This is a genomic window from Bacillus tuaregi (assembly GCF_900104575.1).
Classification (GTDB): Bacteria; Bacillota; Bacilli; order Bacillales; family Cytobacillaceae; genus Bacillus_BD; species Bacillus_BD tuaregi.
Genome location: NZ_LT629731.1, coordinates 2,617,135 through 2,640,657 on the forward strand (window position 1 = coordinate 2,617,135; position 23,523 = coordinate 2,640,657).

Below are 23,523 nucleotides of genomic sequence, written 5' to 3' on the forward strand. Positions count from 1 at the left end.
ATGAATTTTCTTAAAAGACTGGAGAACGAAATTTTAATTGCAGATGGTGCTATGGGTACCCTTCTTTATTCTTATGGTAAAGACAGCTGTATCGAACAGCTGAACCTTTCCCATCCTGAGCAAATAATGGATATTCATAAAGCCTATTTAGATGCGGGTGCTGAAATCATCCAAACAAACACTTATGCTGCCAATTACTTAAAGCTTAGCCGCTATGGTTTAGAGGACTCTGTAAAGGAAATGAACAGCAAGGCGGTACAGCTTGCCAAGCAAGCTGTCGGGTCAAACGCTTATATTATTGGTAGCATCGGCGGGAACCGCGGAATCAATCCCCAATCTCTTTCATTGGAAGAAATTAAAAGAAGCTTTCGTGAACAATTGTACTGTTTACTGCTAGAAGGCGTAGATGGTATTTTACTAGAAACCTTCTATGATTTGGAAGAGCTTGAAACAGTACTATCCATTGCGAGAAAAGAGACGGACCTACCAATTATTGCTCAGGTATCGATGCAGGAAGTTGGTTATCTGCAGGATCATACAAACATTGGCGAAGCTCTTACCCGTTTAGAAAGTCATGGTGCCGATGTTGTTGGCCTAAATTGCCGCTTTGGTCCCCATCATATGCTAAAGGCATTAGAGCAAGTTGCTATACCAACTAAAGCATTCTTATCAGCTTATCCGAATGCTGGTCTGCCCGCATATACCGATGGAGTTTTTCATTATGATGGCGATGCTGACTATTTCCGAAAATCAGCTCATGACTTCCGCAATCAAGGCATTCGTTTGCTTGGCGGTTGCTGTGGAACAACACCGGAGCATATACGGGCTTTTGCCAGTGAACTTAAAGGAGTCGAGCCTGTACGGGAGAAGAAACTACAAAGAAAAGAAGAGAAAATTGTTGTATCATCGGAAACTACTGAACGTGAATTTTTACCATTGGAGAGTCTTGTGAAAGAAAGACCATCAGTTATTGTCGAGTTAGATCCACCGAAAAAACTAGATACAACGAAATATTTTAAAGGGGTAGAAGCTTTAAAGGAAACAGGAATTGATGCCATTACAATGGCAGACAACTCACTTGCTTCACCAAGGATATCTAACTCTGCCTTAGGCTATTTAGTTAAGCAGAAAACCGGTGTTCGCCCGCTGATTCACCTTACCTGCCGTGACCGAAATATGATTGGGCTGCAATCGCATTTAATGGGGTTACATACACTTGGTTTACATGATGTCCTTGCGATTACCGGTGATCCAGCAAGAGTTGGTGATTTTCCAGGAGCCTCATCGGTATACGATGTGTCTTCCTTTGAACTTATCCAAATGATTAAGCAATTTAACGAGGGTCTCTCCTATTCTGGAAAAGAGCTCGGACAAAAAACTTCCTTTTCCGTAGCAGCAGCCTTTAACCCAAATGTTCGTCAGCTCGATAAGGCCGTTAAGAGACTGGAGAAGAAGATTACTTATGGTGCAGATTATTTTATTACTCAGCCTGTTTATTCAGAGGAGAAAATAATCAGTATATACGAGGAAACAAAGCATCTTGATACACCGATTTATATTGGTCTGATGCCACTTACGAGCAGTAAAAATGCAGAGTTTCTTCACCACGAGGTACCTGGGATAAAAATTTCGGATTCCATTCGCGAATCTATGGCAGCCTTTAAGGACGAGCCAATGAAAGCCGCTCAGGAAGGGATACAGATTACAAAATCACTTATTGATACTGCTGCTGAACTATTTAACGGCATTTATCTCATTACACCATTTTTACGGTATGAAATGACTGCAGAACTATCGCAGTATGCAAAGCAGACTTCCGAAAAATTAAGGAGGAAACACCGTGTCTAAAGCTTCAATCATAGAACAAATGAATAATAAAATCCTTATTATGGACGGTGCCATGGGCACGATGCTACAAGAAGCTAATCTAAGCGCAGATGACTTTGGCGGTGAACAACTAGAGGGCTGTAACGAAAATTTAAACCTCACCCGTCCTGATGTCATTGAAAGTATTCACCGCCAGTATTTAGAAGCTGGTGCAGATATCATCGAAACCAATACCTTTGGCGCAACTCGAATCGTACTGGATGAATACGGTCTTGGCTCAAAAGCCTATGAAATTAACCTAATTGCCGCACAAATAGCAAGACGTGCAGTTGACAGCATCTCTACACCGGCATGGCCACGATATGTGGCCGGTTCGATGGGGCCAACAACGAAAACATTAAGTGTAACCGGTGGCACTACCTTTGCTGAATTATCCCAGGATTACGAAGAACAAGCACGAGGTCTTATTGACGGCGGAGTCGATTTACTTTTATTAGAAACTAGCCAGGACTTGCTCAATGTGAAAGCAGGCTTTATCGGGATTAAACAGGCCTTCGATAAAACAGGCATCACCCTCCCGCTCATGATTTCCGGGACAATAGAGCCGATGGGTACTACTTTAGCAGGACAGTCCATTGAAGCATTCTATATTTCTGTTGAACATATGAACCCTATAGCCATTGGTTTAAACTGTGCAACCGGACCAGAATTTATGCAGGATCATATTCGTTCCCTATCACAAATATCCACCTCAGCTGTTAGCTGCTATCCTAATGCTGGACTACCGGACGAGGAAGGTCATTATCATGAAACACCTGAGTCTTTAGCGCAAAAATTGTCAGGTTTTGCTGCTGAAGGCTGGTTAAATATTGTTGGCGGCTGCTGTGGAACAACACCGGAACACATAAAGACCATTGCCCAAAGAATGCAAGGCTATCAGCCGAGAGAACGCAAAGACCATCAGCTTCACATGGTGTCAGGCATTGAACCCTTCATCTATGATGACCCGACTCTCCGTCCCATTATGGTCGGAGAACGAACCAACGTTATTGGTTCGCGGAAGTTTAAGCGGCTGATTGCAGAAGGGAAATTTGAGGAAGCTGCTGAAATTGCCCGTGCACAAGTGAAAAAAGGAGCACATGTCATTGACATCTGTTTGGCCGACCCTGACCGTGATGAAATTGTTGACATGGAGAACTTTATTAAAGAAGCAATAAAAAAAGTAAAAGTTCCCCTCGTTATTGATTCAACCGACGATGTTGTTATCGAAAAAGCTCTATCCTACTCACAGGGTAAAGCTATTATCAATTCCATAAATCTCGAGGATGGGGAAGAACGCTTTAAAGCAATCGCTCCACTTATTCATAAATATGGGGCAGCCGTTGTAGTCGGTACGATTGATGAATCGGGAATGGGAGTAACAGCGCAAAAGAAACTAGAAATTGCTGAAAGATCGTATCAACTGCTCGTAGAAAAATATCATATTCCACCACAGGATATCATATTTGATCCGCTCGTATTCCCGGTAGGTACCGGTGATGAACAATATATCGGCTCCGCAAAAGCAACGGTAGACGGCATCAAGCTTATTAAGGATAAATTTCCTGAGGTCCAAACAATCCTTGGTGTAAGCAATGTTTCGTTCGGTTTACCGCCGGTTGGACGTGAAATTTTAAATTCCGTCTTTTTATATCACTGTACATTAGCTGGGCTAGACTATGCCATTGTTAACACGGAAAAGCTTGAGCGCTTCGCATCGATTTCAAAAGAGGAAGTAGCCATGGCAGAGCGACTGCTATTCGATACAACTGATCAATCGTTAGCTGAGTTTACGGATTTTTACCGCGATAAGAAAAAAGAAACCAAAAGCGGGCTGCCGGATATGACCCTTGAAGAGCGTCTTGCCTATTATGTTGTCGAAGGGACAAAAGAAGGCTTAATTCCGGATTTAGAACAAGCATTAGTCCAGTTTGCGGCACCGCTCGATATTATTAATGGTCCACTTATGGAAGGCATGAAGGAAGTCGGTCGTTTATTTAATGATAATCAATTAATTGTCGCTGAGGTCCTGCAAAGTGCCGAGGTGATGAAGGCTGCTGTTTCCCATTTAGAGCCGTATATGGAGAAGAATGATACGACCGCTACAAAGGGAAAAATAGTGCTGGCAACCGTTAAAGGTGATGTCCATGATATCGGGAAAAACCTTGTTGACATCATTTTAAGTAATAATGGCTATGAAGTCATTGATCTTGGGATTAAGGTGGCTCCAGCAGATTTAGTCAAAACGGTAAAAAAAGAAAAACCAGATATGGTTGGCTTATCAGGCTTGCTCGTGAAATCAGCGCAGCAAATGGTCATCACGGCCCATGATATGAAGCAGGCAGGAATTGATATTCCAATATTAGTTGGTGGAGCCGCGCTTTCACGTAAATTTACCGAGAATAAAATTTCAAAAGAATATGATGGTGTTGTTTTATATGCAAAGGATGCGATGAACGGATTATCACTAGCAAACCAGCTTCAAGACCCAGTTGAGGTTGAAAAAATGGTTCAAGCTAAAAAAGACAAGGAAAATGCTGTACCGCAGCAACCATTTGAAAGACCAACTGGTTCTGTCGGTGTAAAAGTCCGGAAGAAAGTCAGTACAGATGCACCTGTATTTGTCCCACAGGATACGAAGAGGCATTTAATTAAGTCCTATTCACTTTCTCATATAGAACCCTATATCAATAAGCAAACACTAATAGGTCATCATCTCGGTTTAAAGGGAAAATTAGAAAAGCTTCTTCAAGAAGGTGATGAAAAAGCTCTAAAATTAAATGAGATGGTCAATGGCTTAATTGCGGAATCCATTTCAAAAGGCTGGATTTCACCAGCAGCGGTCTATCAATTTTTCCCTGCACAATCAGATGGAAATACTGTCCTGATTTATGATCCAGATGATACAAGCAAGATCATCGAAAGCTTTGAATTTCCACGTCAGGACTCTGAACCATTTCTATGCTTAGCTGATTACCTGAAATCGGTTGACAGCGGACAAATGGATTATGTTGCCTTGTTTGCCGTTACTGCTGGTAAAGGGATTGGGAAAATAGCTGAACAATTAAAAAATGATGGGAAATTCTTGGAAAACCATGCCCTGCAGGCATTAGCACTAGAAACGGCTGAAGGCTTAGCCGAATTAATTCATCGTCAAATTCGTGACCGCTGGGGATTTCCTGACCCTGTTCACTTCACGATGAAGGATCGCTTTGCTGCTAAATACCAAGGACAACGCTTCTCCTTCGGTTATCCAGCCTGCCCTGATTTGGAGGACCAAAGCAAGCTATTTAAGCTAATTTCCCCTCCAGATATTGGTATTGAGCTTACAGAAGGATTCATGATGGAGCCTGAGGCAAGTGTAACAGCGATTGTCTTTTCACATCCTGAAGCAAGATATTTTAATGTTATGCGCTAATAATCAAATTCGCCCGTCGAATTTGCGTCCGGATTTTTATCGAGCTCGCTCGATAAACTACCTTTAATAAATCCGAGACATCCGCCGGAGGCTTAACTTCATTCAGTCGGGGGTTGAACCCCACTGAATCGAAGGACCACTTGCTTTCATCCCCCAATTGTAGAAGTGGAGGACCTCTGCTGAATGAAGTTAAAGGAATCGGGAACTCCCGATTCCTTTTTCCCCTTTTACCCTCTTCCCTATAAAAAGCAAAACAGCCTAGCCACCACTATGATGACAGGCTGTTTGCATTTTCTGTTTCTATGCCGCTTCTTTCGATTTTAGGAAAATACCTTTCGATATATTTCTCAATTTCTACTATAGCTGATTCCATATCGTCTGCTATTATGTCTGAAAAACCATTTTTGTACTCATTCTGTTTAAATTGATAGCGTGGATCATAATAGTATTCAAGCAATAAACGAATCACTTTCTGGTACTGTTTATTTTGCGTGCTTTCCAGCAAAGAGTAATAAATCTCATCGTTTTTCAAACGCTTTTTTAACAAGCTCACTTTTTCTAGAATGGTATCATAGAACCATTGCTCATTTTCATTTGGTTTTACATATTCGTCATAAATACGTAGGACTCTTGTATCCATCGAAGCCTGTAAATAAAGATTTAGACCATTAATTTTCTTCTCATAAAGCGCATCAGGCTGACCTGCCTTCCCAATCCGCTTACTTTCAGCTTCAACGATAAAGTAGGCTGAGCCCTCAAGCTTACGTAAACCTTCGAATAATAAGCTATCAAACACTTTCTGGTTGTTCCCGTCCTTCGCCAATCCAACTGACCCAAAAATAGAGCCACGATGTGCTGCCATTCCTTCTAAATCGAGGACTGGGTAGCCTTTTTCCTGAAGTCGAACTAATATATCTGTCTTACCTGTACCAGTCATACCATGTAAGACAAGTGCTTGGTCAGGTATTAGGGATGGTATCTTCTCTAATATATATTGCCGATATGCCCGGTATCCTCCTGATACCCGTAGCACAGAATCAATGCCAGCGAACTCTAAAAAAGAAGCCACAGATGCACTTCTCATTCCTCCTCGCCAACAGTAGAGAACTGGTTGGTGTTCTTCGGTTATTTTTTTTACGGAGCCAAGAATCTCTGGTAGCTTTGGTGAGACAATTTCCATCGCTCGCCATTTTGCCTCCTGGGTCCCTCGTTGTTTATATAGAGTCCCTACCTCTTTTCTCTCCTCGTTTGAAAACAATGGAATATTTACCGCACCCGGAATAGATGCCTCCTCAAATTCTCCAGGGGATCTAACGTCAACCGGGACAACCTGTTCCATTTCTAATAATTCTTTTACTGTAATATCCTTCAAAATAACTGCCTCCGTAACTAACTAAACTGATAGCATCGAATCTTCACGATAAAAAGGATATTAGTATCTCTAATATCCTTCTCGGTCAGCTTGAGAATGATTGCCTATTCTTTCTTCACGTAATTGCTCTTCTTCTTCCTTAACGCAAATATAAGCAATTTGCTCTTCCAAAAGATGATGTAAAATGTCCTTTTGATCGATGCATTCGTTGCTGTCCTTTTTCACCCTAATACCTCCAGATAACATGTTTACTGTATAATTTTTCACAATTATTGAAATCATATACATAGCATGTAAAGGATATCTTTTGAATGCATTACTAACACATGATATTTTTTCCTGTTAACTTTACAAGCGCACGACAAAACTTAGTCCAGCCCTTTGGAAAGCTTTGCAGGCCTTCACTTTTATATGTTTTTGATTTTGTTTCAAGGCAAATCGACCAGCTAGTGCCATCGAGAATGATTCCTGTCTCCTCATAATTTGCTTGCCAGTCCCACATATTTAACCGGTAGATTTCCTGTTTAAACTCTTCTGTACAGCCTGGTTTCACTGGTGTATATTCTAATTTCTCAGAAGGATCAAGGTTGATTTCAAAAAAGATAAAGCTCTTCTGAATGAAATCCACTTTTACCCGTAACCAAGGACCACCACATTTATCAATATTGGCTGTAAATGATACTAAATTCCTTTCTGGAAGCAATGCAACCATATCGTCATGAACGTAAAAAAGGTCCCTCTTTCTGCTTATGACGGATTTAATTTGTGTCGGTTTAACAGGCTTGTCTCTTTCTTTCATAAAAAGTGGATTCTGATTGACTTGCTGACAAATGGAAGGAATGCTCGCAGGTCCGGCTCGATCGAGATAAGAAAGAATAATTTCATACATATTCATTTTAAGTACCTCCGAAAGATATCCTTTCAAGGCTATCTCATTTTCCACAAATAATGACTACAGTCTGAATTGATTCATTGAATATATAAAGAACTGCTTTGCCTATTGTTTATCAATGACAGTATACAGCATCCATGATGATTCATCTGTAACAATTGACACTTATTTGGGTGGATTTTGCCTTCTTCACTTGGATATTTTCCGACAATCAATTATCAAACATGCAAGGCGATATTTTTTTATACCTCATTCTAGTCCAACAACATCATACCATAGAATTTCTATCTTTACATGCATAGTTACTCGCTATTTACTCCATACTGAAAATGATACCCTAAGGGTTATCATTAGTTTCAGCTATCCTGATGAAGAGGTGATTCGATGAGTTACAGAGATTATATTGATTCTCGCTCCGAGCTTTTCCTTCATACTTGGACTAGACCGAAACACCAAAAGTCACAAGTAAATGGACAAACGAAGAGAAGTCAAACGAACATCATTTTGCGAAGTAACGCGAAGGCCCATCATTGGTAAGAAAGCTGATACTAGAAGGAAGCTGTCAAATCAGCTTCCTTCTTTATTGAATCGCTATGTTAAAGTACAATGTTGATTTTTGGCAGGTTGATTGTTGTGGAAAGCATGCAGACTCCTGCTTAACGCAGCCTATTGAATAAAAACATGTCACAATGGTAAGAACTAATATAATGGATTAAGCAAATCTTAGCAGAAATTGTCGGTTCTTTTATTGTTTATTATTTCATTCTTTGTGTTAAAATATTTAGAATAGTATACAATTGTGCGATTAATCACATAAAAAAGACTAATTAACTGTTAAAATAATAGCAGTACATAATAAAGTTCGGGGGTATATGATGGATATCGCGGTCACAAATCATCCATTATTAAAAACGAAATTACTTCAGCATATACAACTACTTAGAGAGCAGCTTATTATTACCGGTATTCAAGAAGGGTTAAATAACGAGAAAACCATCCAGTTAAGTCAAAAACTGGATGAGTATATTTATCTATATCAATCCTTTGACAAAGAAAACGAAGATTCCGTAGATAAATAGGCTCTTAATCAATATTTGAAGTGTAGTAATTCTACTGAATGACGTTCAAAAAGCCTAAACAAACTCCATCTGTTTGTTTAGGCTTTTATCTTATTAAGACTAAAAACTGGTTATTCATAACGCAATGACTCAATGGGATCAAGTTTTGAAGCTTTATTTGCTGGTAATAACCCGAAGATCACACCAATTACCATTGAAAATAATAATCCGCCAACCACTACCTGCCATGAAATTAACGAAGGCCAGCCAGCAATTCCTGCAACAAGAGTGGAAACCCCCCAGCCTAATAGAATTCCAACGATTCCACCGATTAAGGTGAGGATAATAGACTCGATTAAAAACTGGGTCAACACCTGTTGCCGCGTAGCACCAAGGGCCATTCGAATCCCTATTTCCCTTGTTCTCTCGGTTACAGATACTAACATGATATTCATGACACCAATACCGCCAACCAAAAGAGATATCCCGGCAATACTACCGATAATTAGCGTCATAACTTTAGTTATTTGGCCAATCCCCTCGGCCATTTCTTCCATATTAATAATTTGATAGGAATCTTCCGTATTATGAATAGCATTTAACCTTTGCGCTGCTTTTTTCCCAGCTGATTCTAGTTCATCTGTGGCTTCTGTATGGAGAGTTACCTGTGTGATGTCATTACTTCCAAAAACCGTTTTCCATGTATTATATGGGAGGTATACTTCCATTGAGTTGAACGAAAGCAGCCCAGTAGGCTTCTCTAACACTCCAATGATTTCCACCGGCTGAATTCCTATCCGAATGATTTTTCCAATTGGCGACTCACCAGGAAACATTTCTGTTTGGAGAGAATCACTGACAAGAGCCACCCTATTACCGCTAATGAAATCAGAGGATGTAAAGCTTTGTCCCTTCTGATTTTTTATATCATTTAAACGAAGATATGCTTCATTTATTCCGGTCACAGAGCTATCAACCGTTGTTTCCTGAAAGCGAATTGAAGAATATTTAGAGCTCGATGCGACTACCTCCTTTACTTCAGGAATCTGTTCGAGAGCACGAATATCTTCCTCCGTAAAAGCGGCTACATTAAATATATTCGGGTTTGCTTGAATTTCCTCCTCACTGGGCTGATAAAATAATTCAATCGTATTCCCCGATCCAATGATTTGGGACTTCAGCATCGCCTCTCCGCCTTGTCCAATTGCAACAACAATGATAACAGCTCCTACCCCAATGATGATGCCAAGCATGGTGAGGATTGACCGAAGCTTATGGGCCTTTAATGAATGAAATGCCATGCCTATATTCTCCATAACACTCATTCAGACTGCCCCCCTTTAGTCCAATTGTAAGCAACAATACTTCCATCTCGAACCATAATCGTCCTATTGGCATATTGCGCAATTTCTGGTTCATGCGTGACGATGACAATAGTGGTGCCTTCTTCATTTAGACGAGTAAACTCCTCCATTATTTGGATACTCGTTTTTGTATCAAGTGCACCTGTTGGTTCATCCGCTAATATCAATTTCGGGGCATTCACAATCGCTCTGGCAATCGCTACCCGTTGTTTTTGTCCACCTGATAATTCATTTGGTAAATGCCCCATTCGATCACTAAGCCCAACTTTCTTTAATGCTTCAGCAGCTCGTTTTAACCTATCCTTTTTCGTTGCCCCACTATAGATTAGTGGTAGCTCCACATTTTGCTGAGCATTTAACCGAGGTAACAGCTGAAATTGCTGAAAAACAAAGCCGATTGAGCTATTCCGAACCTTTGCAAGCTCTGTGTCATTATAATGAGATACATCCTCACCACCAAGAAGATAAGTACCGGATGTCGGCTGATCTAAACAGCCAATGATATTCATAAGCGTTGATTTTCCAGAACCAGAAGGACCTATGATGGCGACAAATTCTCCTTCCTCAATTGACAAGTCAATGGATTTTAACACTTCAATTTTTTCTTTCCCGATTGGGTACGATTTTGTGATTCCTTCCAATCGGATCATTTTTTTCTCACTTCCATGCCATCTTTTATTCCTTCCGATGGATCTAAGATAATCTGTTGTTTTGCCTTCAACCCTTTGACAATTTCTATCTTTCCGCCTGATGTAATACCCATTTTGATATCCTGTCTTCGAGCAATATTTCCGTCAAGCACATAAACATATGGATTTCCGTCGTCCTGTATGGCTTCTTCTGAAACGACTAAACTTTTCTTCTTCTCTGTTTCAATTTCCATTATCACTTGAAATCCTGGCTTTAATGCAATGGATTCACTCGTTATCGATATGGTAACAGGATACTGTACAGCTTGAGTCTCACCTTGTCCTGACAAGCTAGAGTAACTTACAGGCAACACTCCAATGTTGGTGATTTCTCCTTCCCACTTTTCATTGGGAACTGCATCAGAAGAAAGATATACCTTTTGCCCTGTTGCTACCTTTAACGTGTCATACTCTGATAAGACCCCTTTAGCAACCATCCCATCAATCGAGCCAATCTGTATAAAAGGCTCCTGTCCATTTATAGATGCTCCTGCCACTTCATTTATCGATAAGACCGTCCCATCTATTTTACTTTTTATCTCTAATTCCTGAACTCTTTTTTCTAGAGATTCCTTTTGCAGGAGCAATTGCCTGACATCTAGATTGGCCATTTTTAAATCAACATCCAATTGGTTATACTGAGGAGACAGTTCTTCAGTTGCTTTTTTCTCACCTATTTCTTTTGCCATTTCTTCTTTCTGCTTATCCAATCCTTTTTCTTGTTTTTGAAGCTGATTAATCTTTAAATATCCAGATTCAACAGCAAGCTTGTTTTGTTCTACCTCTAATTGCAGTTGATTATTACTCAGCCTGGCAATGGGGTCATCCTTTTTCACTTGCTGTCCCTCCTGAACGAGAATTTCCTGGAGTTCTCCTTTGTCTAGTGATAAATATTCAATTTGCTCATCCTGCAGTTGTAAAGTTCCTGGAATCAGCAAGAGAGAAGAGATTTCCTCCATTTTAACCTGTTCAGTCTTAATCTCCGGACCTTTAGCAAAGTATTGCCTGTATACACTTACACCCGCCATAACCAGAATCAGTGTGCTGACTCCAATGGCAATCCAGATTTTTTTCTTCATTATAATCCAGCCATTCCCGCAAAGATGCTGCCAAGTGCGGCAAACCCAAGCGTGATTAAGAAGAAAATAATCACGATAATATAGGATACTGTCTTCGAAAGCTGTCCAACCTTATGTAATCCAATCGCTGTTAAAATCATCTGCCAAATACTAAATAATTCAAAGGCACTTAACACACTTGAATGACTACTGCCAAATAGACTAGCCAAACTTGTAATATAACCTTCAGTGCTACTTACACCCATCGCCGCCATAATAGCAAAATTCAATAGAATCCCAACTGCACCAATCATAGAGATATAGGTATTCATCGAAAATAGTTGCTTAAAGGTTGTCTCTTTTCTAGCAATTTTCACAATGATAAAATGTATGAGTGATGAAAATAATATGGCAAAAATCGGTGCTACAAATCCAGATACGGCTGTTGTAGCTTTTGCAATCGCGAGTGTCATCTCTGCTTCTTCTGCGGTCATACCTGGAAGCATTAAATCGTTTGCTGTCATGGACATAGCCATAATTAAATAAGCAGCAATGTTCAAAACGCTAACAATTAAGAGCGGAATCCATATACGCGGATTCTGACGAATGCTTTCAAATTGCTCTCCAGGGCTCCAAAACATCCCGAGCAGGTTTGGACCCCGCTTTTTCACCTGTACTTCATTTTCCATTCTACAATCACTCCTTATGTATATTGATTAATCTATCATACTGTTATCCATACGCAAAGCTCGACAAAAAGTTTCATTTATCATATAAATAAAGTAGGAAAATTTAGACTTTAGTTAACAGCCCGACCCATTCTTTACAAGTAAAAAAACGTATCATGCTGATACGTTTTGATTTTGTTGTGCCTTTACCTCTTCATTCAGCCACTTAATCGTCGTCCTCATTAATTCGCTAAAATGTTCACCATTGGAAATCGTGTGATTAGCTCCAGCAATCTCATAGCTTGTGACTCTACCCATCTGACGCTGTGAGAAAGCCCGTGCGTATTCCTTCGCATATTGAACAGGTAAATCTTCATCTCCTGTGCCGTGGACAATTAGTACATTACCAGTGTATTGAACGGCAGTCTGCAGAGGCTCATAGCCTACCAAGGAATCAAAGAAAGGTTTTGTCAGAGAATAGCCTAAATAATCTATTTCTGATTCATGCTTTAATAAGCGTACCTTCTCCTTTCCAACAATTCTTCTAATATCTTTATATGGCAATGCTGCCGCTGACCATAAAACCAGTCGTTTTATTCGTTTATCCATAACCGCAGTTAATACAGCCGTTGCCCCACCTAAGCTATGGCCTAGTAAGGTAATTTGATTTCTATCTATTTGCATGATATTCTTCGAGGCAAATTCGATTACCGTCGCTAATTGATCAATAAAATCATGTAAACCGGTTTTTCCATATTCACCACTGCTTTCGCCACAGCCTGCAAGATCAAAGCGTAATACAATCGATTGCTCCTTATTAAATTCCTGTGCTGCTTTTACAAATAATCTATCCACTCCTACCTTGCTGCCAATAAAACCGTGACAAATAATAATAAGGGGATAACGTTCTCCCTCCTCCAGTTGGCTAGGATAATCAATGGCTGTCGCTAATGATTCATTTTTCCAATTGATGACCAGTGATTTCTTCATCATTTTCCCCTCTTTCATTAGTTTATCTCGCTAAACAATAACTAATATATTTTATGAGTTTACTTGGTTTTATATTAAAAAGGAAGATAAGACGAGTTCATCTAAAAATGATCCTCATCCTATCTTTATGTTTAAGTGTTAATTCCTACTTATTTTATATGATTAATATAGTTTATAAACAAAGCTTTGTCAATTGCTTCCTGTCATTTATGTTTCAAGGCGTGCTCGAACGGAGCGTAAAAAATCCCCTTTGGGGCAATAATATCAGAATCAGAAAGCAGCTTTTCTCCAGCTACTTCATATTCACCCTCAGGGAAAAAATCAAATAGCCCGCTACTAATGTGCAGGTCAATAAAATAATCGTATAATTCATACATTAACTGGCGCTGATCATCATATTCGAGAATCTCACCAAACTCATCCAATTCAAAATTTTTCTTGATCGCCTCTTGGAATTCATCGTGACTGGAAGTGGCTATTTCCAAATCAACATCAGCACATTCTAAACATAGAAGAACCTCTTCATCCTTGATTTCATCATAGGATTTTTTGACAATCGACTGTAGAATATCAATGATTTCTTGTTCATTTACTAATTTTTTCGTTGTTTTTAGCATAAATACTCCCCCATATAATTCCTATTTTAAGGAGGTTTCGCATATTTTCAAGTAAGAAGCTATGTGAGCAGAATAATTATTCATAAATCTCTTACAGGACCCAGGTATTAATAGCTTCTGCCACCCCATCTTCATTATTGACAGCCGTAACCCAATCAGCTGATTCCTTGACTACAGTCTGGGCATTCCCCATGGCAATTCCAAGACCGGATTTTTTTATCATCGCCATATCATTCAGACTATCCCCAATTGCCATGACATGTTCCATTGACAAATTAAGCTGTTTACAAACCTTCTCAATAGCATTCCCCTTATTAACACCTGCTGCATTTATCTCAATATTAATTGGACTTGAATTGCTTATTTCCAACTTAGACTGGTTTAAAAGCTGCTTTAAAACCCTTTCTCGAATCTTCTGATTTTCAATTTCAAAACCAAATTTGAGCCATTGGTGGTCCGCTATTCGATCAGGCATTTGGTTTCTCCATACATTGTCACTAGATGTAGCCCAATATTGTGTTTCATAGGTTTGCGAAAGGTCCCACATCCATTGTATAAGTTCAGTTTGGACCGTATTTCTTTCTAATAGCTTCCCTTCTTTTTCCCATATTTCACTGCCATTTACCGTAATCAAATGGCTTAAAAGATTAAGGGACTTAGCATAATCATAGCATGTTAGAATCGATCGTCCTGTACTCAGGATGACCGTTACCCCTTTAGCTTCTGCTCTTCTAATGGCCTCACGGTTCGCCACGGAAACTTCCTGATTCTCATTTAGCAATGTGCCGTCCATATCTAAAGCAATTAGCTTAATTTCCTTGTTTCGTTTAACTGACATGGCTCTTACTCCCTTTCTGACTTTGTATAACAAGATTAACATGATTTTGTTTTAATGGAAAATTTCTATAACCTTAGCAACTATTTATAGAGCATGATATATTGTGTCCGATAGAACCGGGAAAAGGCCAATGAGATTAGAATTCATCGCTGAAGTGTCCGATAGTAACGCCCATAAGGCCAAAGAGATTAGAATTCATCGCTGAAGTGTCCGATAGAACCTCCCATAAGGCCAATGAGAGATGAATTCATCGCTGAAGTGTCCAATAGAACCTCCCATAAGACCAAAGAGAGAAGAATTCGTCGCTGAAGTGTCCGATTGAACCTCCCATAAGGCCAATGAGAGATGAATTCATCGCTGAAGTGTCCGATAGAACCGCTCATAAGGCCAATGAGAGATGAATTCATCGCTGAAGTGTCCGATTGAACCTCCCATAAGGCCAATGAGAGATGAATTCATCGCTGAAGTGTCCGATAGAACCTCCCATAAGGCCAATGAGAGATGAATTCATCGCTGAAGTGTCCGATAGAACCTCCCATAAGGCCAATGAGAGATGAATTCATCGCTGAAGTGTCCGATAGAACCGCTCATAAGGCCAATGAGAGATGAATTCATCGCTGAAGTGTCCGATAGAACCGCTCATAAGGCCAATGAGAGATGAATTCATCGCTGAAGTGTCCAATAGAACCTCCCATAAGACCAAAGAGAGATGAATTCGTCGCTGAAGTGTCCGATAGAACCTCCCATAAGGCCAATGAGAGATGAATTCATCGCTGAAGTGTCCGATAGAACCTCCCATAAGGCCAATGAGAGATGAATTCATCGCTGAAGTGTCCGATAGAACCGCTCATAAGGCCAATGAGAGATGAATTCATCGCTGAAGTGTCCGATAGAGAAAGATTCCCAAGAAATACGTAACTCTATGTAAAAATCCCTCATGAGGACTATGCACAAAATATTTAACCAGACTATGATTAAAAAAGAAGGACAGCCATTGGGACTATCCTTCTTTTCTTATCGCTCTTATCCTCGTATTTGACCTTCACCACTAATAAAATATTTACTTGATGTTAAAGCTTTCAATCCCATTGGTCCACGCGCATGTAATTTTTGCGTACTAATTCCAATTTCAGCACCAAAACCAAATTCAAAGCCATCCGTAAATCTTGTTGAGGCATTATGATAGACTGCCGCTGCATCAACTGAAGTTAAAAACTGATTAGCATGCTCCTGATTTTCGGTAATAATCGCTTCTGAATGCCTTGTTCCGTATTTATTAATATGTTCGATCGCTTCTTCTACACTCGTAACAAGCTTTATACTAACCGTAAGACCTAAAAATTCAGTATACCAGTCTTCATCGGTTGCTAGCGTAGCACTTGGAGTCTTTTGACATACCTTTTCATCACCAATAATCTCAACATCTTTTTCTATTAGAGCCGTCAGAAGCTGCTCTCCATAATGATTAAACCACTCTTCTTGAATAAGGATAGTTTCAATCGCATTACAAACGGATGGCCTTTGTGTTTTAGCGTTAATGGCAATGGATACAGCCATTTCTGGCTTAGCACTATCATCAATAAATAAATGACAGTTTCCTGCTCCTGTTTCAATGACCGGGACCGATGCTTCCTTTACAACGGTGTCAATAAGGTTTTTACCCCCACGTGGAATTAACACATCCAAATACTCATTCAGGTGAAATAACTCTTGTGCACTTTCTCGGTTTGTATTTTCAATGGATTGAACGGCATCAACCGGCAAGTTTGTTTGAGCAAGTGCCCGGTGGATTGACTTCGTTAAAACCTGGTTAGAATATTGCGCTGAGGAGCTGCCTCGTAAGATAATCGCATTACCTGTTTTCAAGGCTAATGTTGCTGCATCTATCGTTACATTCGGCCTTGCCTCGTAAATCATCCCAATCACACCGATCGGTACTCGCTTACTATTTATGATTAGTCCATTTTCTTTTGTAATAGTCTCAAGGGTTTCGCCAACAGGATCCTCCAACTTGATTAATTGATGAATTGCTTCAGACATATCCTTGATTCGTTTTTCATTTAACATAATCCTATCAAGAACTGAAGCAGACAGACCTTTTTGTTTCCCAAGCTCTAAGTCCCTGCTATTTTCGATTAGTATTTCTTCCTGATCGATAATCAGCTGCTCAGCTATCATCAACAATGCCTCGTTTTTTTCTGCTGTTGTTTTACCGATTAATTGAAAACTTGCCTTCTTTGCTGCTCTCCCTTTAGTTAATACTTCGCTCATAATATCCTCCTTAATTTTTTACTTTTACCCAATTATCGCGATGAATCACTTCTAACGCAGCAACAACCATTTCTTTTTCTACTTCATCACTGCGTTTTCCCATCACTTTTTTTAATTCTTCTGAGGAATAATATACTTCTCCTTTACCAATCAGCCCGCTTGAGCCAAAAACCTCAACAACATCGCCTTTTTCAAAGGATCCAACAATCTCGTAAATTCCAGCAGGCAATAAACTTCTCCCCTCAAAGGTCAAGGCTAATTCTGCTCCTCGATCAATATATACCTTTCCAGCTACCTCAGAATGAAGAGCAATCCATTGCTTTGGGTTATTGACCGTTGTAAGCGAATCATCACCAATATAGGTGCCATCCCCTTCTCCCTTAAGGATTTCAAGTAATTTCTGACTACCTGCCCCTTTACCAATAAATACCTTGACCCCTAGAGACAAAGCCGTTTTCGCAGCCTCCAGTTTTGATTTCATCCCGCCAGTACCGACCTTTGAACCTGATTCACCTGCTGCCTCCATCACCACATCGCTAATTTCTGACAGATGTGTCCATTTCTTCGCTAACGGATTTACCTGAGGATTAGAATCATAGAGACCATTAATATCCGTCAAAATAATTAATTGCTCTGCATGCACGAGTCCGCTAACCAAGGCAGACAACATATCATTATCACCAAACGTTAGCTCCTGCACCGACACAGTATCATTCTCATTGATAATGGGCAGAATCCCTCTGTCCAATAATTCAGAAACCGTTTGAAAAGCATTACGATAACGATCCTTTTTGGAAAAATCGTTTCTCGTTAATAAAATTTGCGCAGGAATAATATTAAAGTCATTGAATTGTTCAATGTAGGACTGTATTAATATACTTTGTCCCACTGCGGCTGCAGCCTGTTTTCCTTTCAGTGTAACAGGTCTTGTAGGATAACCCAATCTGGAAAATCCTGCAGCCACTGCGCCAGATGATACTAATAAAACTTCATGACCTTGTTCACGAAGTGCAGCCACTGCCTCTACATGATCGCGAAACTTTTCCTGGTCGATTTCCCCTTTAGAATTTGTCAATGAGCTGCTACCAATCTTTACAACAATTCGTTTCTTCTCCATTATTCAACCCTCTGCTCCTTTTATTGTATCAAACAATTTCATAATTTTCAGTTTCCAACCCTTATACGAAATCGTATAGGGTTCTGATGTTGCTATGCCGAGAATATAAAAAAGCCCTTTTCATCCTCATTGTAAAGGACGAAAAGGGCTAGTTTCCGTGGTACCACCTTCATTGAATGCACATCAGCATCCCGCTTAAAAGGATAACGCTAAATACTTAGCGCCTGTGCTTTAACACAGGACTCAGATGGCAGGTTCTGAGGCTTACTTTGTGATGAGGTCTTCCAGCTAATAAACCTCACTCTCTTGCACATCAAGCTACCCATACTAATCCATCATCAAACGTTCATATATTTTTCATTTTTTACTATTATGCACACGAAGTATATTATTGTCAATACTTCTGATTGATTCATTATGATGAAACATATCTACTGCATAAAAAGATTGATATTTTTTTACATTATTCTACAATATATATAAAGTATGATTAGGCGAAAAATATTGACAAAGATGATGTAGTGGTCTTTTATTAGACCTCCATTTTTACTCGTCATGGCCCAAAAACTTGTATGAACAAAACAATTGACTCCGAGGTGAGAAAAAATGAAACAAAGACGTGCGGTCGTAAGTGTAGTTGGTAAAGATCAAGTAGGAATTATTGCAAAAGTTACAACAATCCTAGCTGAAAATAAGGTGAATATTCTTGATATCAGTCAAACGATTTTACAGGATTTTTTCACTATGATGATGCTTGTCGATGTGACCGAATATCAGAACCTTGAAGAATTGCAAAAACAATTAACATTAATCGGTGATGAGCTTGGTTTAAATATTACGCTGCAATTGGAAGAAATCTTCCAAGCTATGCACCGTGTATAGGATATAGAAAGGAGGTTCAAGACGATGAATATAGCCATAAATGAAATGATGGAAACGATTCGGATGGTTCAATTAGAAAACCTTGATATCCGCACCGTTACAATGGGAATAAGCTTACGTGATTGTGCTGATGCGGATTTTGAAAAAATGAACAAACGAGTTTATGAAAAAATCACAACCTATGCAAAGGATCTAAAAGATGTCGCTGAACAAGCAGAAAAAGAATTTGGGATACCTATTATAAATAAAAGAATTTCCATTACACCCATTTCCGAGATATTAGGGCATGCGACAAAGGAACAGGCAATCGAATTGGCGAAGACACTTGACCGAGCTGCAGTTACTCTCGGAGTTGATTTTATTGGTGGTTTCTCAGCGCTTATACATAAAGGGATATCAAAAGGGGATCAAACCCTCTTAGATGCACTTCCAGAAGCCTTAAGTGTGACAGAGCGCGTCTGTGCTTCAGTCTCTGTAGCCTCTACCCGTTCTGGAATTAATATGGATGCTGTCAAACAAATGGGTATGATTATTAAAGAGGCGGCTGAAAGAACGAAGCATGAAAATGGAATGGCATGTGCAAAGCTGGTCGTGTTCTGCAACGCTGTTGAAGATAATCCATTTATGGCGGGTGCCTTTCACGGTGCTGGTGAAGGTGAGGTTGTTTTAAACGTAGGTGTAAGTGGTCCAGGTGTTGTATTAAATGCACTCAAACGATTTCCTGACTGCAATTTAGGAGAAGTTGCTGATATCATTAAAAAGACAGCCTTTAAAATTACTCGTGCCGGTGAATTAATCGGTCGTGTTGTCGCAGAGCGTCTAAATGTTCCGTTTGGAATTATGGATTTATCATTAGCACCAACAAATGCGCAAAATGACAGTGTCGCAGAAATCCTTGAAGAAATCGGCTTAGAAAGAGTTGGAACACACGGCACAATCGCTGCATTAGCATTAATGAATGATGCTGTAAAAAAAGGCGGGGCCATGGCTAGCTCCTATGTTGGTGGACTGAGCGGAGCTTTTATTCCTGTCAGTGAAGATAACGGGATGATTCGTGGAATCATTGACAATGCCCTATCACTATCCAAGCTCGAGGCCATGACTTGTGTATGCTCTGTAGGTCTTGATATGATTGCCTTAACTGGTGATGTCACACCCGCTACACTGTCTGCTATTATCGCCGATGAAGCAGCCATTGGTATGATTAATAAAAAAACAACAGCAGTTCGAGTCATCCCGGTTCCAGGCAAAAAAGAAGGTGAAATGGTAGAATTTGGTGGCTTACTTGGACGTGCCCCTGTCATGGGTGTAAATCCATACAGTTCTGAAAAAATGATTCAACGTGCCGGTCGAATACCAGCACCTTTGCAGTCATTAATTAATTAAATAATTAATGCACCTCTAGAAATACATATCAAATTCGCCCGTCGAATTTGCGTCCGGATTTTTATCGAGCTCGCTCGATAAACTACCTTTAAAAAATCGCAAGACTCGCCGGAGGCTTAACTTCATTCAGCCAGGGGTTGTCCCACTGAATCGAAGTACCATTTGCATTCATCCCCCACTTACAGAAGTGGGGGATGAATGCTGAATGAAGTTAAAGCTTGGATACTTCATCCAAGCTTTTATTCATTATATCGTCAAGTAGAAACTTGCAAAAACGCACAAAAATTATGTAAATAAAGTCATTTTTGATATAATAAACCTAATCTATTGAAAAAGGTGAAGCAATTGGCAAAAAAAAAGTTTCAATACTGGACACTGCAAATATTAATTATTGTCGGTATTATTTATATATCAACGAAGATTTCTTTCTTATTTGAACCGATTGGGATTTTCTTCTCCACATTATTTTTTCCCATTCTAATATCCGGCTTCTTATTCTTTCTGTTAAACCCTTTTGTCGGCTATCTTCAAAGGATTAAAATTCCGCGAATACTTGCTATTATTGTTATCTATGTTGTCATTATTGGATTGCTCGGACTGATTATCGGCAATCTAATTCCGATGATTTCCAAGCAGGTTACTGCCTTTGTTAACGATGTTCCAAGGTATTATCATCAAACGATGCTCTTTCTAGATCAGCTTGCTGAATCTGAACAATTCAAGTGGGTGATGACACAGGATTATATCTCTATTAGTAATATTGTTGAAGAGCTGAATAATTATGCTGCGACACTGCCTACAAGAATAACAAACAGTATTTCGAGCATTTTCGGGGTTGTTGCCGATATTGCGATTACGATTGTGACCGTCCCCTTTTTATTATTTTATATGTTTAAGGATGGAGATAAATTCCCATTATTAATTGCGAAATTTTTTCCTCCCTCGTACCGCAATGAAGGGTTAAAAACATTAAAGGAAACGGGAGAAACACTTGCTGCCTATATTAACGGCCAGGTTACGGTAGCTTTATTCGTAGGAACACTTTCCTTTATTGGCTATGTCATTATTGACCTGCCCTATGCACTTGTTATGGCTCTCATTGTAGCTGTAACGAATATTATTCCATATGTCGGACCATTTTTGGGAGGAGCACCTGCTGTTATCATTGCCTTATTTGACTCTCCCACTAAAGCCATATTGGTTATTGTAGTGATTACCATTGCGCAGCAGATTGAAGGGAATGTTCTTTCGCCACTCATACTAGGTAAAAGACTGGATACCCATCCTGCTACGATTATCGTGATTCTCCTAGTTGCTGGAAATTTAGCCGGTATATTAGGGATGATTTTAGCGATTCCATTTTATGCAGTCTCAAAAACAATCATTTTAAATTTTGTTCGGTTTTTACAATTACGAAAATCAACCATCAAGCATGAATGAAAAAAATAACAGAGCCGCTCTTTGATAGACGGCTCTGTTATTTTTTTACACGCTTGCACGTACGATAAATAATTGACCGTCTATAGCAAAAGAAATTCTCCCCGTTTCCTCTGATACCACAATAATAACAGCATCCGTCTGTTCAGAAAGTCCAATAGCTGCACGATGTCTTGTTCCAAGCTTTCGATGCTGATAAGTAGTATCTGTCAGGGGAAAAATATTACCTGCCGAATAAATTGTACCATCCCGAATCACAACCCCGCCATCATGTAACGGATTTCCAGGATAAAACACGGTTTCGAGTAGCAAATGACTGATATCTGCCTCGATTAGCGTCCCGTTATGAATAAACGGCTCTAATGGAGCATTGCGTTCCACAGCAATTAAGGCCCCGTGCCGTTTTTCTGATAGATGCTGAACTGCTAATGACAGGTTGATATATTGCTTCGTATAGGGTGCTAAATAGGATTGCAGGTAATAAACAGCAGCAAGATTTTGGGCTTCAGACACAAGCTTTTGCATTTGATCAAGATCAGTTAAAATACAGCAATCATGTTCATGCATAATTGCTTTTACCTTATTAATATGAGACTCAATATGCCCCATGTATCGATGTAAATTTTCCATGTACTGTTCCTTTTGTTCCATTGCTGTCATCCTTCTTACGCATCCCCTTACTGGATCTTCTATGGCTGATTCATTAAGCTAAGCGTATTGAACCCTGTACTCCTATTTGAAAAAATCTCAATGTTATCATATGCTTTACTTAGCATGCCCTATACCTCGAGAAATACAACCAAAAACCATTATGTTTTATACCGATACCGATTTTGCGGTTTGAATTAGCTTTTTGATTCTTTCTTGATCCTTTTTTTCAAATAAGTCCACAATCTTACTACCGACAATCACGCCATCACAGTATTGAGTCATTTCCTTTATATGGTCAGGGGTAGAAATTCCAAATCCAGCTAAAACCGGAAGTGGCGAAATGGCTTTGACTCTTTGTAAATGTTTATGGAGTTCTTCATGAAAGCCTTGTCTTGCACCGGTAATTCCATTTACAGTGACAGCATATAAGAAGCCGCCGTGTCCTTTAGTGGAAATATGATGAATTCTATCGTCTGAGCTATTTAAGGTTACAAGCCGAATGATCTCAATTCCAGCCTGCTGTGCAAGCGGACTGATTATTTGCTCTTCCTCGATTGGTAAATCAGGCAGAATCAAGCCATCGATTCCTATCCTTTTACAATCTGTGATAAACGCCTCTTTTCCGTATGCCAATATCGGATTCATATACGTCATAAAAATAAGAGGAATGTCTACTCTTGAACGAAATGATTCAATTGTCTTCATAATCTTCTTAATCGTCGTTCCTGCTTTTAATGCTCTGATCCCTGCCTGTTGAATAACCGGACCATCCGCTACCGGGTCTGAGAAGGGAATACCGATTTCAACTGCTGTAGCCCCGCAATCTGCTAAAAAGCAAATCCGTTCCTCTAATACCTCTAAACCTCCATCCCCTGCCATAATATAGGGGACAAACGCCTTTTCCTGTCCAAGTTTTATACTTTTCAGTGCCTTTTCCAATCGACTCATC

21 protein-coding genes are annotated in these 23,523 nt (G+C 39.7%); 7 read left to right on the plus strand and 14 right to left on the minus strand.

The features are described from left to right. The gene (locus BQ5321_RS14855) at nt 1–1,848 is read left to right on the plus strand and encodes a bifunctional homocysteine S-methyltransferase/methylenetetrahydrofolate reductase (protein WP_071395214.1); all 1,848 of its coding nucleotides are present in this window, start codon (nt 1–3) and stop codon (nt 1,846–1,848) included. Nucleotides 1,849–1,867: 19 nt separating this feature from the next. Then, a complete protein-coding gene (gene metH / locus BQ5321_RS14860; RefSeq protein ID WP_390622192.1) occupies nt 1,868–5,284 on the plus strand; it encodes a methionine synthase in 3,417 nt (1,138 codons plus the stop codon). A 268-nt stretch (nt 5,285–5,552) separates the two neighbouring features. On the opposite strand, the gene mnmH is transcribed toward metH, so the two are convergent. The 3 genes from mnmH to BQ5321_RS14875 all read right to left on the minus strand — a co-directional run bounded on the left by mnmH (nt 5,553) and on the right by BQ5321_RS14875 (nt 7,551). Beyond that, nucleotides 5,553–6,656, minus strand: a complete 1,104-nt coding sequence (gene mnmH / locus BQ5321_RS14865) for a tRNA 2-selenouridine(34) synthase MnmH (protein ID WP_084786821.1) — start codon at nt 6,654–6,656, stop codon at nt 5,553–5,555. A 69-nt stretch (nt 6,657–6,725) separates the two neighbouring features. Further along, a complete protein-coding gene (locus BQ5321_RS14870) occupies nt 6,726–6,881 on the minus strand; it encodes a hypothetical protein (RefSeq protein WP_187143809.1) in 156 nt (51 codons plus the stop codon). 94 nt (nt 6,882–6,975) lie between these two features. After that, nucleotides 6,976–7,551 carry a hypothetical protein gene (locus tag BQ5321_RS14875; protein ID WP_071395217.1) on the minus strand — a complete coding sequence of 192 codons (576 nt, stop codon included), beginning with the start codon at nt 7,549–7,551 and terminating at the stop codon, nt 6,976–6,978. Nucleotides 7,552–7,932: 381 nt separating this feature from the next. On the opposite strand from BQ5321_RS14875, the gene BQ5321_RS23800 reads away from it, so the two are divergent. Next, entirely contained in the window at nt 7,933–8,085 is a 153-nt protein-coding gene (locus BQ5321_RS23800) for a YpzG family protein (protein WP_084786823.1), read from the plus strand. A gap of 335 nt (nt 8,086–8,420) precedes the next feature. Then, nucleotides 8,421–8,627, plus strand: coding sequence for an aspartyl-phosphate phosphatase Spo0E family protein (locus tag BQ5321_RS14880; RefSeq protein ID WP_084786825.1), 207 nt, complete (start codon nt 8,421–8,423; stop codon nt 8,625–8,627). A 110-nt stretch (nt 8,628–8,737) separates the two neighbouring features. Here the strand turns inward: BQ5321_RS14880 and BQ5321_RS14885 are convergent, their stop codons facing one another. From BQ5321_RS14885 to proB, 9 genes are all read right to left on the minus strand, one after another. Beyond that, nucleotides 8,738–9,931, minus strand: coding sequence for an ABC transporter permease (locus BQ5321_RS14885; protein ID WP_071395219.1), 1,194 nt, complete (start codon nt 9,929–9,931; stop codon nt 8,738–8,740). Then, nucleotides 9,928–10,620, minus strand: a complete 693-nt coding sequence (locus tag BQ5321_RS14890; protein ID WP_071395220.1) for an ABC transporter ATP-binding protein — start codon at nt 10,618–10,620, stop codon at nt 9,928–9,930. Before BQ5321_RS14890 ends, BQ5321_RS14885 begins: the two co-directional genes overlap by 4 nt. Then, nucleotides 10,617–11,738 (minus strand): efflux RND transporter periplasmic adaptor subunit, encoded by a 1,122-nt coding sequence (locus tag BQ5321_RS14895; RefSeq protein WP_071395221.1) that lies wholly within the window; start codon nt 11,736–11,738, stop codon nt 10,617–10,619. Before BQ5321_RS14895 ends, BQ5321_RS14890 begins: the two co-directional genes overlap by 4 nt. Further along, on the minus strand, nt 11,738–12,406 hold the full coding sequence (locus BQ5321_RS14900) for a YknW family membrane protein (protein WP_071395222.1): 669 nt from the start codon (nt 12,404–12,406) through the stop codon (nt 11,738–11,740). Before BQ5321_RS14900 ends, BQ5321_RS14895 begins: the two co-directional genes overlap by 1 nt. 153 nt (nt 12,407–12,559) lie before the next feature. Continuing rightward, nucleotides 12,560–13,378 carry an alpha/beta hydrolase gene (locus BQ5321_RS14905; RefSeq protein WP_234978420.1) on the minus strand — a complete coding sequence of 273 codons (819 nt, stop codon included), beginning with the start codon at nt 13,376–13,378 and terminating at the stop codon, nt 12,560–12,562. Nucleotides 13,379–13,578: 200 nt separating this feature from the next. Then, entirely contained in the window at nt 13,579–13,992 is a 414-nt protein-coding gene (locus BQ5321_RS14910) for a hypothetical protein (protein ID WP_071395224.1), read from the minus strand. Nucleotides 13,993–14,083: 91 nt separating this feature from the next. Next, nucleotides 14,084–14,830: a Cof-type HAD-IIB family hydrolase gene (locus BQ5321_RS14915; protein ID WP_071395225.1), complete on the minus strand. Its 747-nt coding sequence runs from the start codon at nt 14,828–14,830 to the stop codon at nt 14,084–14,086. 1,023 nt (nt 14,831–15,853) lie between these two features. After that, complete coding sequence (locus BQ5321_RS14920; protein WP_071395226.1) at nt 15,854–17,101, minus strand: glutamate-5-semialdehyde dehydrogenase; 1,248 nt, start codon at nt 17,099–17,101, stop codon at nt 15,854–15,856. 10 nt (nt 17,102–17,111) lie between these two features. Beyond that, nucleotides 17,112–18,218, minus strand: a complete 1,107-nt coding sequence (gene proB, locus BQ5321_RS14925) for a glutamate 5-kinase (RefSeq protein ID WP_071395227.1) — start codon at nt 18,216–18,218, stop codon at nt 17,112–17,114. 606 nt (nt 18,219–18,824) lie between these two features. Here proB and BQ5321_RS14930 point away from each other — a divergent pair. From BQ5321_RS14930 to BQ5321_RS14940, 3 genes are all read left to right on the plus strand, one after another. Next, nucleotides 18,825–19,100 carry an ACT domain-containing protein gene (locus BQ5321_RS14930; RefSeq protein ID WP_071395228.1) on the plus strand — a complete coding sequence of 92 codons (276 nt, stop codon included), beginning with the start codon at nt 18,825–18,827 and terminating at the stop codon, nt 19,098–19,100. Between the two features lie 24 nt (nt 19,101–19,124). After that, nucleotides 19,125–20,486, plus strand: coding sequence for a PFL family protein (locus BQ5321_RS14935; RefSeq protein WP_071395229.1), 1,362 nt, complete (start codon nt 19,125–19,127; stop codon nt 20,484–20,486). 345 nt (nt 20,487–20,831) lie between these two features. Next, nucleotides 20,832–21,926 carry an AI-2E family transporter gene (locus BQ5321_RS14940; protein ID WP_071395230.1) on the plus strand — a complete coding sequence of 365 codons (1,095 nt, stop codon included), beginning with the start codon at nt 20,832–20,834 and terminating at the stop codon, nt 21,924–21,926. Nucleotides 21,927–21,971: 45 nt separating this feature from the next. Here the strand turns inward: BQ5321_RS14940 and cdaS are convergent, their stop codons facing one another. Both cdaS and trpA read right to left on the minus strand, forming a co-directional pair. Then, entirely contained in the window at nt 21,972–22,574 is a 603-nt protein-coding gene (gene cdaS / locus BQ5321_RS14945) for a sporulation-specific diadenylate cyclase CdaS (RefSeq protein ID WP_071396938.1), read from the minus strand. Between the two features lie 165 nt (nt 22,575–22,739). Continuing rightward, entirely contained in the window at nt 22,740–23,522 is a 783-nt protein-coding gene (gene trpA, locus BQ5321_RS14950; RefSeq protein WP_071395231.1) for a tryptophan synthase subunit alpha, read from the minus strand. Nucleotide 23,523 lies beyond the last annotated feature (1 nt).

What these genes read in the sequence shown, in the direction of transcription:
- BQ5321_RS14855 (WP_071395214.1), top strand. Translation starts at nt 1, where the DNA reads ATGAATTTTCTTAAAAGACTGGAGAACGAAATTTTAATTGCAGATGGT.
- metH (WP_390622192.1), top strand. Translation starts at nt 1,868, where the DNA reads ATGAATAATAAAATCCTTATTATGGACGGTGCCATGGGCACGATGCTA.
- BQ5321_RS14875 (WP_071395217.1), bottom strand. Translation starts at nt 7,551, where the DNA reads ATGAATATGTATGAAATTATTCTTTCTTATCTCGATCGAGCCGGACCT.
- BQ5321_RS23800 (WP_084786823.1), top strand. Translation starts at nt 7,933, where the DNA reads ATGAGTTACAGAGATTATATTGATTCTCGCTCCGAGCTTTTCCTTCAT.
- BQ5321_RS14880 (WP_084786825.1), top strand. Translation starts at nt 8,421, where the DNA reads ATGATGGATATCGCGGTCACAAATCATCCATTATTAAAAACGAAATTA.
- BQ5321_RS14885 (WP_071395219.1), bottom strand. Translation starts at nt 9,931, where the DNA reads ATGAGTGTTATGGAGAATATAGGCATGGCATTTCATTCATTAAAGGCC.
- BQ5321_RS14890 (WP_071395220.1), bottom strand. Translation starts at nt 10,620, where the DNA reads ATGATCCGATTGGAAGGAATCACAAAATCGTACCCAATCGGGAAAGAA.
- BQ5321_RS14895 (WP_071395221.1), bottom strand. Translation starts at nt 11,738, where the DNA reads ATGAAGAAAAAAATCTGGATTGCCATTGGAGTCAGCACACTGATTCTG.
- BQ5321_RS14900 (WP_071395222.1), bottom strand. Translation starts at nt 12,406, where the DNA reads ATGGAAAATGAAGTACAGGTGAAAAAGCGGGGTCCAAACCTGCTCGGG.
- BQ5321_RS14905 (WP_234978420.1), bottom strand. Translation starts at nt 13,378, where the DNA reads ATGATGAAGAAATCACTGGTCATCAATTGGAAAAATGAATCATTAGCG.
- BQ5321_RS14910 (WP_071395224.1), bottom strand. Translation starts at nt 13,992, where the DNA reads ATGCTAAAAACAACGAAAAAATTAGTAAATGAACAAGAAATCATTGAT.
- BQ5321_RS14915 (WP_071395225.1), bottom strand. Translation starts at nt 14,830, where the DNA reads ATGTCAGTTAAACGAAACAAGGAAATTAAGCTAATTGCTTTAGATATG.
- BQ5321_RS14920 (WP_071395226.1), bottom strand. Translation starts at nt 17,101, where the DNA reads ATGAGCGAAGTATTAACTAAAGGGAGAGCAGCAAAGAAGGCAAGTTTT.
- proB (WP_071395227.1), bottom strand. Translation starts at nt 18,218, where the DNA reads ATGGAGAAGAAACGAATTGTTGTAAAGATTGGTAGCAGCTCATTGACA.
- BQ5321_RS14930 (WP_071395228.1), top strand. Translation starts at nt 18,825, where the DNA reads ATGAAACAAAGACGTGCGGTCGTAAGTGTAGTTGGTAAAGATCAAGTA.
- BQ5321_RS14935 (WP_071395229.1), top strand. Translation starts at nt 19,125, where the DNA reads ATGAATATAGCCATAAATGAAATGATGGAAACGATTCGGATGGTTCAA.
- cdaS (WP_071396938.1), bottom strand. Translation starts at nt 22,574, where the DNA reads ATGGAACAAAAGGAACAGTACATGGAAAATTTACATCGATACATGGGG.
- trpA (WP_071395231.1), bottom strand. Translation starts at nt 23,522, where the DNA reads ATGAGTCGATTGGAAAAGGCACTGAAAAGTATAAAACTTGGACAGGAA.